Below are 12,240 nucleotides of genomic sequence, written 5' to 3'. Positions count from 1 at the left end.
TCCATGAACCATGTCGAGCCCATGGCCCATGCCGAGCCCATGCCCCATGCCGAGCCCATGGCCCATGCCGAGCATTGCGGCCTGAACATCGGGATGGTCAGCTTCGCCTTCCACCGCGCGAATGGGCAAGGGCTGGTGAACTGCGAGATCGCCGCCGCGGCGCTGGCCCGGGGGCATCGCGTCACGCTGTTCTGCGAGGAGGCGGATCCGGCGCTGGCGGCGCACCCCGGCGTGGAGGTGGTGCGCCTGAAGGCGTGGAAGCTGCCGACCCAGCTGCTGCGCGACCAGGCCCTGGCGCTCCAGGCCACGGCGGCGGTCGCGCGCCGGCGGCGGCGGCTGGATCTGGTCGTGACCAACGGCTTCTGCATGTGGGGGCGCAGCGACGTCAACGCGGTCCATTTCCTGCACCGAACCTGGACCCGGTCGCCCAACCATCCCTGGCGCCTGAAGCGCAGCCCCGACAGCGCCTACCGCTGGCTCTACAGCCAGGCGAACTGCCTGTTCGAGCGCCACGCCCTCGCCCGGTCCGGGCGGATCGTCGCTGTCTCCGATCCGCTGCGCGACGAGGTGATCGGGATGGGCTTCCCGCCCGACCGCGTCGTCACGATCCACAACGGCGTCGATCTCTCCCGCTTCCGGCCCGGCCCCGGCGACAGGGCGCGATTCGGACTGCCGGAGGGGGTCCCGACCGGCATCTTCGTCGGCGACATCCAGACCAGCCGGAAGAACCTGGACAGCGTCCTGAAAGCGCTCGCCGTCACCCCCGGCGTCCATCTCGCGGTCGTCGGCAAGGCGGAGGGCAGCGCCTTCCCGGCCATGGCGGAGCGGCTGGGCGTCGGGGACCGCTGCCATTTCCTGGGCTTCATGAGGCCGGACGGGGTCGCGGCGGCGTTCCGCTCGGCCGATTTCTTCATCTTTCCCTCGCGCTACGAGACCAGCGGCCTCGTCCTGCTGGAAGCGGCAGCCACCGGCCTGCCGGTGATCACCGCGGCCTCGGTCGGCGCCGCCGGGATCTTCGCACCCGACGCGGCGCTGATTTCCCCCGATCCGGAGGACGTCGCCTGGCTCGCCCGGGCCATGGCCCGGCTGCGCGACGATCCCGACCTGGCCCGCAGCCTGGGCCGCGCAGCATTGGAGGTCGCCGGCTGCCAGACCTGGGACGTGGCGACCACGAACTACCTGGCGTTGTTTGACCGAATCGCTCGACGCGAGCCTGAAGCTGCACTCGATCAGGTCGATCCGATGCGTTGCGCCATGGGCGCAACCTACGATCGGCAGCACGCATCACCTGCGCCGTGCATCGAACCGTAGGTTGCGCCCACGGCGCAACACAGCGCGGCGAGTGGACCGAAGCGGTTCAACCTGATCGGGAACCGCTCCAAAGGCGGAACCGCGACGGTCCCGGGGGGTCCCGAAGGCGCCTTAGGATGCTTGCGGATTATCCCGCACCGCGCCATCGCGCAGGGAGCCGCGATCCTTTCGGTAGTAGTACAAATCCCGGACTGATCCGGCACCCGGGATTTTGGTAAAAAAACTTATAACGTATTTGTCACGGGATGCGCCGGGCCAGATGGATCCTTCCATACTCTTCGTCGATCACGCCTCCGATGTGGGCGGAGCCGAGCTGTCGCTGCTCGACACCGCGATGCATTGGGCGGCGCCCCTGCACGTGGCCCTGATGCAGCCGGGGCCGTTTCGCGACCTGCTGCGCGACCAGGGCGTGCCATCGACCCTGGTCGAGGCCGGCGAGGCCGTCCTCGGCGTCCGCCGCGGCGGCGGCTGGGACCAGGGGTTGCGCGCCGCCGCGGGCATTCCCCGGCTGGCGCACCAGCTCGCCCGGCTCGCGAAGGGCTACGACGTCGTCTATGCCAATACCCAGAAGTCGCTGATCGTCGGCGGCCCCGCCGCCTGGCTGGCCGGCCGGCCGCTGGTCTGGCACCTGCACGACATCCTCTCGGCCGAGCACTTCTCGGCGATGAACCGGCGGCTGCCGGTGCTGGTCGCCAACCGCTTCTGCGCCCGGGTGATCGCCAATTCGGCCGCGACGGCCGAAGCCTTCGTCCGCGAGGGCGGCGATCCCGATCTGGTCGGCGTGGTGCCGAACGGCTTCTCCAGGGCTCCCTTCGAACGGGACTCCGACGAGGAGGTCGCGGAACTCCGCCGAAGGCTCGGCCTGGAAGGCAAGCCGCTGGCCGGGATGTTCGGCCGTCTCGCCCCGTGGAAGGGCCAACACGTCTTCATCCGCGCCGTCGCCGCCGTTCCCGGCCTCCACGCCGTGATCGTCGGCGGCGCGCTGTTCGGCGAGCAGGTCTACGAGGAGGAGCTGAAGCTCCTCTGCGCCGAACTGGGCGTCCGGGACCGGGTCCATTTCCTGGGTTTCCGGCGGGACATCCCCCGGCTGATGCGCATGATGACCCTGATCGTCCACGCCTCCACCGCGGCCGAGCCGTTCGGCCGGGTGCTGGTCGAGGCGATGCTGGCCGGCTCCCCGCTGATCGCTTCCCGGGCCGGCGGCGCGCTTGAGATCGTCGAGGACGGCGTCACCGGCCGCCTGGTCGCACCCGGGAGCGTCGCCGAGCTCCGGGCCGCCATGGCGCGCATCCTGGCCGAACCCGGGGAGGCCGCCGCGATGGCGGACCGAGCCCGGCGGGCGGCTGTCGCGAACTTCTCCACCGAGGTCATGATCGACGGCATCCGCCGCGAGATCGGCCGCATCCTGCCCGCCCCGGAACCCGGCCCGCTTGCCGGCGGCCGCGGCAGTTCAACAGCCATTTCCGGCTGAATTCAAACACCATCAAACTTTGATTGAGGCGATAATGAGCGTCGAGATGCTCTCCTCCCCCATCAGCGAGCCGGCACCCGCCCACGCCCGCCCGGCCAAGGGCGACGAAATCGACCTTGGCGCGATCATGGCCGCGATCAAGCGCCGCCGGGGGACGATCCTGGGCCTGGCGGTGGCATGCACCGCGATCGGGATCGGCGCCAGCTACGCCGTCAAGCCGACCTACTGGGCCGAGGCGGTGATCTCCCTGAACGTGCGCGGCGCCGCCGTCACGGAAAGCGCCAGCGTCATCCCCGACCTGAAGGTCGACAACTCGATCATCCGCGGCGAGATCGACATCCTGACCTCGCGCACCGCCGCCGGCCGGGTGGTGGATTCCCTCAAGCTGACCCCGGAGCCGGTCTCCGAGGATGCCGGCGTGATCAAGGCAAGCCTCCAGCGCATGGGACGCTCGATCGCGGAGTCCGGCCTGTTCGACCGGGTCGCCGCCCTGGTCGGCCCGAGCGAGACGATCGACGGGCTCCGCGCCGCCCTGGTCCGGCAGGACGTCCAGGCCCAGCCGGTGTCGAGCGATCCGCGCGAGCAGATGATCAACATCCTGCTGGGCAATGTCAGTGCTGCCAACGACGGCCGGTCCTACAGCATCCGGGTGGGTTATTCCGCGGCATCGGCGGATCAGGCGGCGCTGATCGCCAACGCCTTCGCCGCCGAATATCTCCAGATGCAGCGGGACGAGAAGGTCCGCGAGACGGTCAATGCCAACGAGTGGCTGAAGCGCCAGGTCCAGGTGCTGCGCGAGGACGTGCTGGCGGCCGAGACACGGGTCCAGAAGCTCCAGGAGAACGCCGGCCTGGCCGACCCCGCGCGGGGCGGTTCGGCGGTGAGCCAGCAGATGGCGCAGCTCAACGTCCAGCTCGTCGCCGCCCGCGCCGCGGTCACCCAGGCCGAAGCCAAGCTGCGCTCCGGCCAGGACATGCTGCGCACCCGCGGCAGCATCGACAGCGCCGCGGCCGTGCTGGAAAGCCCGATGCTCCAGCTGCTGGCGCGCGACCAGACCGAGATCAAGCGCAAGATGGCCGACCTGTCGAGCCAGTACGGCGACCGTCATCCGACGATCATCGGCCTGCGCAGCGAGCTGGCCTCGGTCGACCAGCGCATCCGCGACGAGATGCAGCGGACCGTCCAGGCCCTGAACAACGACGTCGCGGTCGCCCGCGCCAGCGAGCAGAGCCTTCAGAACCGCCTGCGCCAACTCGAGGCGAGCTATGCCGACGGCGCCAAGGTCGAGATCCAGGTGCGCCAGTTCCAGCGCGAGGCCGATGCCGCCCGCGAGCTGTACCAGAGCTTCCTGCAGCGCATGAAGGAGACCGGCGCGCAGGCCGAGCTGGCCCGCCCCGACGCCCGGATCATTTCCGAAGCGGTCGAATCGCCGTTCCCGGCCTTCCCCAACCGCAAGCTGTTCGCCGTGATCGGCCTGGTGTTCGGCCTGTTCCTGGGCCTGTTCATCGCCTTCGTCGCCGAGAACCTGCAGCGCGGCTTCAACGACATCGACGACCTGGAAGGCGAGACCGGCATCCCGGGCTTCGGCAGCATCCCGCTGGTCCGGCGCGGCCGAAAGGGCAATCCGGTGGACTATCTGGTGGAGAAGCCGATCTCCGCCTATTCCGAGTCCCTGCGCACCGTCCAGAGCCTGATCCACAGCGTCAGCCAGAGCCGCACCGCCCGGGTCATCCTGGTCACCTCGGCGGTGGCGGGAGAGGGCAAGTCGACCTTCTGCGCCTCGCTGACCCGCCAGCTGGCGCTCGGCAACCAGAAGGTCCTGCTGATCGACGGCGACCTGCGCCGGTCCCGCCTGCTGGAGGTGCTGCCGGGCAAGCCCGTGATGGACCAGGCCGACGCGCCCGCCGACCTGATCGAGGTGCTGGAAGGCCGGCGGGAGTTCGGCGACGCGATCCGGGTGGACGAGGCGACCGGCCTCCATTACCTCGCGACCGCGCGCCACGAGCAGAACCCGCAGCGGCTTCTGATGGGCCGCCCGATGCAGGGCGTCATCACCCAGGCGCTGCGCCACTACGACCTGGTGGTGATCGACGCGCCGCCGGTGATGGCGGTGTCCGACGCGCTGGTCCTGGCCCGCTACGCCGACGCCAGCCTGCTGATGGTCCGCTGGTCCAAGACCTCGCGCAAGCTGGTCAACGATGCGGTCAAGCGGCTGCGGGTCAGCGGCGTCAAGGTTTCCGGCGCGGTCATGACCATGGTCGACCTGAAGAAGCGCGCGAAGGGCGGACACGAGGACTACAGCTACCGCAACCCCTACTACGCGGACTGAGCGCGACCGGCCGGGCGCCGCGCCGACGGCGCCCCGCAGGGGGTAGGGCATATCCGACAGAAATGGGTATGCGGAAGAGCGGTGCCGGACCTCTTCCTATTCGGCGACCGCGGTGCGCCGCAAAATTATACTAAATCCGTGACAAACAGCCAGAGAGGCAAGCACGTCATGCCGTTCGACAGTAGCGGTTTCCTGGTGGAAAAAGCGCGCGTGGCCGTGATCCACGACTGGCTTTATACTTACGGAGGCGCCGAGCGGGTGCTGGAGCAGATCCTCGCGGTCTTCCCCAACGCCGACGTCTTCAGCCTGTTCGATACGCTTCCCGACGACCAGCGGGGCTTCCTGGGCGGACGCAAGGTCAGGACCTCGTTCATCCAGAAGCTGGTTCGCAAGAACGGCAACCACCGGTTCCTGCTGCCCCTGATGCCGCTGGCGATCGAGCAGTTCGACCTGTCGGACTACGACCTGGTGATCTCCAGCTCCTACGCGGTCGCCAAGGGGGTCATCACCGGCCCGCGGCAGTTCCATGTCAGCTACGTCCACTCGCCGATGCGCTACGCCTGGGACCTGCAGCATGAATACCTGCGGAATTCCAAGCTGACCAGCGGCGCCAAGGCCTGGATGGCCAAGCTGCTCCTGCACAAGATGCGGCTGTGGGACATCCGGACCAGCAACAGCGTCGATTCCTACATCGCCAATTCCAACTTCGTCGCCCAGCGGGTCTGGAAGCTGTACCGCCGTCCGGCGAAGGTGATCTCGCCGCCGGTCAACGTCGATCGTTTCCGGGCGGGCGAAAGCAAGGGCGACTTCTATTTCACCGCGTCGCGCCTGGTCCAGTACAAGCGCATCGACCTGATCGCCGAGGCCTTTTCCCGGACGCCGGAACGGCGGCTGGTGATCGCGGGCGAGGGGCCGGAGATGCGCCGCATCCAGGCGCTGGCCGGCCCGAACGTCGAGATCCTGGGCCATGTCGATTCCGACCGGCTGACCGCGCTGATGCAGCAGGCCCGGGCCTTCGTCTTCGCGGCGGAGGAGGATTTCGGCATCGTCCCGCTGGAGGCCCAGGCTTGCGGCACGCCGGTGATCGCCTATGGCCGCGGCGGCGCCCTGGAGACGGTCCGCGGGCTGCTGACCTCGGCGCAGCCGACCGGCATGTTCTTCAACCACCAGACCAGCGACAGCCTCGTCGAGGCAGTCGACCTGTTCGAGCAGATGTCTTCCCGGATCACTCCGCAGGCCTGCCGCGCCAACGCGCTCCGCTTCGGCGAACAGCGCTTCCGCGACGACCTGCTGGCCTTCATCGGCCAGGAGTTCGACCGCCACGTCCAGCATTACGACGGCGTCCGGCCGGAGCCGATGGCCGAGGCCGAGTGGGTCGAGAAGCGCCTGGTCTCCCATCCAGGCCATGCGGCGTGACCCTGCCGGCCGAGCGATCCCAAGTCCAGCAAACGACAAAGAGTCTCTGTAAAGCGAAAGGCGCAATCATGAGCGTGCCCGAGAGGATGATGATGAACCCTGTTCAAGCGGCCGACGGCGTCGTCAGTCTCGGTGCCGCGACGGGGGGATCCCTTGCCGGCGATGCCACGGCCGTCGGTTCATCCTTCGCATCGATCCACAAGTTCAGGCTGCCCGACGTCAAGCAGACGTTCCGGTCGCGCCTGATCGAGCCGGTCGGACCCGTCCCGTTCAACCGGATCTTCCTTACGGGCGAGGAGCGGTCCAGCCTCAACGCCGCCTCGGGGGACGACAACGTCGCGACCGACGGCCGGGCGACCACCCGCTGCATCGAGTTCCTGAAATCCCGGCTGGGGCTCCGCCACGTCCTCCTGACCCCGTCCTGCACGCTGGCGCTCGAGGCCATGCCCCGCGTCCTGGGGATCGGTCCCGGGGACGAGGTGATCATGCCGTCCTTCACCTTCTGCTCGACCGCCAACGCCTTCGTGCTGGCGGGCGCCACGCCGGTCTTCGTGGACGTGCGGATTGACACCCTGACCATGGACGAGAACATCGTCGAGGCGGCGATCACGCCCCGGACCAAGGCGATCTGCGTGGTCCACTATGCCGGCGTCAGCTCCGACCTGGACCGGATCGCGGCCGTGGCGGCCCGCCACGGCATCCCCATGGTGGAGGACGCGGCCCAGGGCGTCGGCGCGTCCTACAAGGACCGGGCGCTGGGCAGCATCGGCGAGATGGGCGCCTACAGCTTCCACCACACCAAGAACATCGTCTCCGGCGAGGGCGGCGCCCTCTGCATCAACAACCCCGCCCTGGACGATTCCGCCTGCAACTACCGGGACAAGGGCACCAACCGCCGCCAGTTCTTCCGCGGCGAGATCGACAAATACACCTGGGTCAGCCCCGGCTCGTCGCTCGCCATGAGCGAGATCGTGGCTGCCTTCCTGGTGTCGCAGCTGGAAGCCATGGACCTGATCACGGCCCTGCGCGGAGCCGCCTACGGCTACTACCGCAAAGGCCTGCGCGGCCTGGAGCGCCGGGGCCTGCTGACGCTGCCGGTCATTCCCGGCTATGCCCGCAGCAACTACCACATCTTCCACTTCCTGCTGGAAAGCCAGGACACGCGGGACCGTCTGCTGGCCTTCCTGAAGAGCTGCGGCGTCCAGGCCACGTCCCACTTCGTCCCGCTGCACTCTGCGCCCATGGGCGTCTCGCACTGCCGGACGGCGGGACCCCTGCCGGTCACCGAGCACGCGGCGAGGTGCATGGTGCGGCTGCCGCTGTTCGCGAACATCACGCGCAGCGAGCAGGACAAGGTGATCGAGGCGGTCCGCGCGTTCTTCCAAGGCTGAAACGGCCAGACGCGGGCGTCCCTCGGGACGCCCGCGTGCGTAATCCCCATGGGAAAGATCTGATGAAGGCCTTGCGGTTCATCTTCGGCGGGGGCAGCACTGCCGCCGCCGTCCAGACATTCGGAGCCCGGGTGATCATCCTGGGCATGAACCTGCTCACGGGGATCGTGACGGCCAACCTGCTGGGTCCGGAAGGCCGGGGGGAGCAGGGTGCCATGGCCTTGTGGCCGTCGGTCCTGATGCCGATCCTGGCGATCGGCCTGCCGATGTCCCTGGTCTACAACTGGCGGAAGTCGGAGCGGTTCGGGCCGGACTTCTTCTACGCGGCGATCGCCGTCTCGCTGGCCGTCGGGACCGTGGGCGGCGGCGCCGCGGCGCTGGCGATGCCCTGGCTCCTGGGCGGCTACGACCCGGAGGTCGTGGCGGGCGCCCAGGGGCTGGTGCTGCTGATGCCGTTCATGCTGTGCAACACCCTGGTCTACAGCGTCTACGAGGCGCTGGGCCGGTTCCGGTGGATCAACATCGTCATGCTGGGGCAGACGCTGGCCACCCTGGTGCTGCTGGCCGTCCTGGGCTGGATGGGCGAGCTGACGGCGGTGCGCAGCGCCTACTGCTACGCCCTGCCGCCGCTGGTCCTGGCCCTGGTCTCCGGCCTGCGGCTGCTGCCGCGCCTGCCGGTGCGGCTGCGCCACCTGAGGGGGACGGTGAGGCGGCTCCACGGCTATGGCTGGCGGTCCTACGGGATCGAGTTCATGGGCGTGATCTCCTCCTACATCGACCAGCTGCTGCTGGTGGCGCTGCTGGCGCCGGCCGAGCTGGGCCTGTACGTCGTGGCCGCCAGCCTGGCGCGCATGCTGCACATGATCAGCGGTTCGGCCGCGGTCGTGCTGTTCCCCAAGGTGGCCGCCCAGCCGCTGGACGACGTCATCACCTATGTCTCGCTGAGCTCACGCGTCGCGACGACGGCGACCGGGCTGCTGGCCATCGGCATCGCCCTGGTGGCGCCGGTCATGCTGCCGTTCATCTACGGCGCCGACTTCGCGCCGGCGACCCGGATCTTCCCGATCCTGCTGGCCGAGGCGGTGCTGACCGGCAGCATCCGGATCATCGGGCAGGGCTTCATGGGTGCCGGCCGGCCGGGGGTGATCGCCTGGGCCCAGGGCGTCGGCCTCGCCTGCGTGGTGCCCCTGCTGTGGGTCCTGGTGCCTGCCTACGGCGTCATGGGAGCGGCGGCGTCGATGCTGCTGGCGACCATCGTGCGCCTCGCCTTCATCGCCGTCGCCTACGAGCTGCTGCTGAGCCGGCGCATGCCGGGCCTGATCATGCGGCGCAGCGACGTGAACTTCCTCTATCGGCGGTTCGTGAACTGAACCCGCGCGGAGTACCATTCCGATGAATGACCTGATCAGCGTCTGCATCCCGGCCTATGGCAAGCGGTTCCTGGCCGAGACCCTGGATTCCCTGCTGAAGCAGGACTACCGCCCGTTCGAGATCGTGATCGGCGACGACCGCCCCGACGCGGTCGACGAGGCGCTGCTGAACGCGCTGCGGACGGAGGAGGGGATCACGGTCCGCTACATCCCCAACCGTCCCCGGCTGGGCCAGGCCGGCAACGTCAACATGCTGTTCCGGGAGGCGCGCGGGGCCTGGATCCTGATCATGCACGACGACGACCTGATGATGGCCGGAGCCCTGTCGGCGCTGCACGCCGGCGCGGTCCGGCATCCCGGCGCCTCGGTCGTCTATGGCCGGGTCACCATGATCGATGCCGCCGGCACCGTCGACCCGGCGGCGACGGCCCAGGGCAACCGCGACTTCGGCCGCACGCCGGACCGGGCGGGCGCGCAGTCCTCGTCCCTGGCGGCCGCGGTGGACGGGCGCATCCCGCACAACGGCTTCCTGGTGCGCGCCGACCTGGCCCGCGCCGTGCTCTACAAGTCGCGGGAGGAGGTCGGCGACGTCTGCGACTATGATTTCGGCATCCGGCTGGCGCTCGCGGCCCCGGACGCGCCCTTCGTCTTCGTGGACCGCGACGCCTCGGCCTGCCGGCGCTGGGGCGGGCAGATCTCCGCCTCGTCGCGGAGCGGCATCTTCGCCCTGGACCTCCTGGACCGGCTCGCACCGCGCAGCGCCGAGGAGAGGGACGCCGTCGCACGCGCGGTGGCCCGCCATGCCGCCATCGCCCTGTGCGAGCACGCCCGCGCCGGCAACCGAGCCGCCGCCCTGCGGCTGCTGTTCTCCGGAGCCTACCGGAGCACCGCCCGGCCCGCCGAGGCGGCCTACCACGCGCTGCTGATCCTGTCGCCGGACCTGGCGGGAAGGCTCATGGCCAGGCTGCGGCTGGGCCGGCGCGCGCGCCACGCCGACGTGGCGATGGGGTGAGTCCGGAGCTCGGAGGGTGCGCGTCCCGCGCACCAGGGCGGCGAGACGCCGCCCCTCCGCAACCGCGGTCCTTCGGAAAGCTGTCGAAATCATACCAACGGCATCGGAGCTGTCCCGATCGGGTCGATCCGCCCTGCATCGAGCCGTAGGTTGCGCCCATGGCGCAACACAGTGCGGCGAGTGGAACGGCCGGCTGTGGACGACGTTCTCCTCCTGGTCCAGTTCGCGCCTGAACACCTCGATAACGATGCGTTCGGAAGATCGTCGTCGTCGTGATGCATGCTCTCGGTCCCGGGTGCCGCCGGCCTTCGACAAAGTGTATGGTCGTCGCCGACCATGACAGCAGCCACCGGACCCGTTTTCGCCGAACAGTTCCAGCGCGCGGAATCGCCGCTGCTCCGGCTGCCGTCCCTGCTCGGCGGGCGGGAGGGCGGCATCGGCCGGGCGGAGGCCGGGGCGGTCGCGGTCGTCTCGGCCACGCTGCCGCAGCGGCTCCGGGCCGTGCCGGTGCTGAAACACTGCCTGGTGGCGGTGATCGACGGCGTCAAGCACATCAGGGACGACGGGGAGGACGGGACCGCCGTGGCCCCGGCCGGCTGGTTCGTGGCCCTGCGGGCGGGGGAGCGGCCCAACATCGCCAACCTGCCCGATCCGGCAACCGGCCGCTACCGCGCCGTCGCCCTTACCTTCGACCGCGAGACGCTGGCCGTGCCGGCGCTGCCGTGCCCGGCGTCCCGCCGGGTTCCGCCCGGCTACGCGGTGCTGCCGGACGATCCGGCGCTCGCCGAGTCGTTCGTCCACGCCGTCGCCGGGCTGGCGTCGCCGGTCCTGTCGGGGGAACTGGCCCGCCATCGCTTGGCCGAGGTGCTGCTGGCCCTGGCCGAGCGGGGCGTCGGCTGGTCGCCGGCCGACGCGGAGGGACCGATCCAGAGGGTGCGGCTGATGATCTCGGCCCGCCCGCAGCTCCCCTGGTCGGCGGCCGATGCCGCTCGGCTGCTGGGGATCTCGGAGGCCACCCTGCGGCGGCGGCTGGCGGCGGAGGGCACCTGCTTCCGCGAGATCCTGGCGGAAAGCAGGCTGTCCCACGGGCTGGGGCTTCTTCAGACCACGCGGGCCGGCATCGCCGAGGTTGCCCTCGCCTGCGGGTATGATTCGCCGTCCCGGTTCTCCGGCCGGTTCCGGGAACGGTTCGGCATGCCGCCGTCCGAAGTGCGGGGCCGCGAGGGGTGAGCGAAGCGGGACAGGCGGTGAGCGGCAGCGGCGCGAAAGCCGGGGGCGGATCGGGGTAGCTTTCCGCCCGTCCATCCATTGGGAGAAAAGCGCATGAAAGCCGCATTGCTGCCGCTGGCCCTGGCCGGTGCCCTGCTGGCCGGTCCCGCCCTCGCCGCGGAAGAGTTCCGCCTGTCCAGCCCCGACGTGGCGGAAGGCAAGACCCTGGCCGCCGCCCAGGTGCTGAACGGGTTCGGCTGCACCGGGGGCAACGTCTCGCCGGCGCTGTCCTGGACGGGGGCGCCCGCCGACACCCGCAGCTTCGCCGTGACCGTCTACGACCCCGACGCGCCGACCGGGAGCGGCTGGTGGCACTGGGTCGTGTTCAACCTGCCGCCGTCGGTGACGAGCCTGCCGGCCGGGGCCGGCGACTCCGCCAAGCGCCTGCTGCCGGCCGGCGCCGTCGAGGGGCGCACCGATTTCGGCGGCCCCGGCTTCGGCGGCGCGTGCCCGCCGGCGGGCGACAAGCCGCACCGCTACATCTTCTCCGTCCACGCCCTGAAGGTGGACAGCCTGCCGCTCGACAGCCAGGCGTCGGGCGCGATGGTGGGCTTCTTCGTGAACGCCAACACGATCGCGAAGGCGTCGGTGACCGCGCTCTACGGGCGCTGATGCCGGCGGACGCCGTGCCACCGCACTGTGTTGCGCCGTGGGCGCAACCTACGGTTCGA

The 12,240-nt window shown here is 70.0% G+C and carries 9 protein-coding genes; all 9 read left to right on the top strand.

Annotated features, from left to right (window positions below; genetic code table 11):
- Positions 1 to 3 precede the first annotated feature (3 nt).
- The 9 genes from IGS68_RS33155 (at position 4) to IGS68_RS33115 (ending at position 12,181) form a co-directional block, all read left to right on the top strand.
- Entirely contained in the window at positions 4 to 1,311 is a 1,308-nt protein-coding gene (locus IGS68_RS33155) for a glycosyltransferase family 4 protein (protein ID WP_201083068.1), read from the top strand.
- A 259-nt stretch (positions 1,312 to 1,570) separates the two neighbouring features.
- The gene (locus IGS68_RS33150; protein WP_201083067.1) at positions 1,571 to 2,782 is read left to right on the top strand and encodes a glycosyltransferase family 4 protein; all 1,212 of its coding nucleotides are present in this window, start codon (positions 1,571 to 1,573) and stop codon (positions 2,780 to 2,782) included.
- Between the two features lie 34 nt (positions 2,783 to 2,816).
- Positions 2,817 to 5,111, top strand: a complete 2,295-nt coding sequence (locus tag IGS68_RS33145) for a GumC family protein (protein ID WP_201083066.1) — start codon at positions 2,817 to 2,819, stop codon at positions 5,109 to 5,111.
- A gap of 168 nt (positions 5,112 to 5,279) precedes the next feature.
- Positions 5,280 to 6,527: a glycosyltransferase family 4 protein gene (locus IGS68_RS33140; protein WP_201083065.1), complete on the top strand. Its 1,248-nt coding sequence runs from the start codon at positions 5,280 to 5,282 to the stop codon at positions 6,525 to 6,527.
- A 68-nt stretch (positions 6,528 to 6,595) separates the two neighbouring features.
- Entirely contained in the window at positions 6,596 to 7,918 is a 1,323-nt protein-coding gene (gene rffA, locus IGS68_RS33135) for a dTDP-4-amino-4,6-dideoxygalactose transaminase (protein WP_247881501.1), read from the top strand.
- A 62-nt stretch (positions 7,919 to 7,980) separates the two neighbouring features.
- The gene (locus IGS68_RS33130; protein ID WP_201083064.1) at positions 7,981 to 9,288 is read left to right on the top strand and encodes a lipopolysaccharide biosynthesis protein; all 1,308 of its coding nucleotides are present in this window, start codon (positions 7,981 to 7,983) and stop codon (positions 9,286 to 9,288) included.
- Positions 9,289 to 9,310: 22 nt separating this feature from the next.
- Positions 9,311 to 10,300, top strand: coding sequence for a glycosyltransferase family 2 protein (locus tag IGS68_RS33125; RefSeq protein WP_201083062.1), 990 nt, complete (start codon positions 9,311 to 9,313; stop codon positions 10,298 to 10,300).
- Positions 10,301 to 10,636: 336 nt separating this feature from the next.
- Complete coding sequence (locus tag IGS68_RS36230; protein WP_201083061.1) at positions 10,637 to 11,530, top strand: helix-turn-helix transcriptional regulator; 894 nt, start codon at positions 10,637 to 10,639, stop codon at positions 11,528 to 11,530.
- Between the two features lie 93 nt (positions 11,531 to 11,623).
- Complete coding sequence (locus IGS68_RS33115) at positions 11,624 to 12,181, top strand: YbhB/YbcL family Raf kinase inhibitor-like protein (protein WP_201083060.1); 558 nt, start codon at positions 11,624 to 11,626, stop codon at positions 12,179 to 12,181.
- Positions 12,182 to 12,240: the final 59 nt, after the last annotated feature.

This window comes from Skermanella sp. TT6, assembly GCF_016653635.2.
Classification (GTDB): domain Bacteria; phylum Pseudomonadota; class Alphaproteobacteria; order Azospirillales; family Azospirillaceae; genus Skermanella; species Skermanella cutis.
Note: the sequence above shows the minus strand (reverse complement) of the source record. Positions and strands in the feature narration are given on the sequence as shown.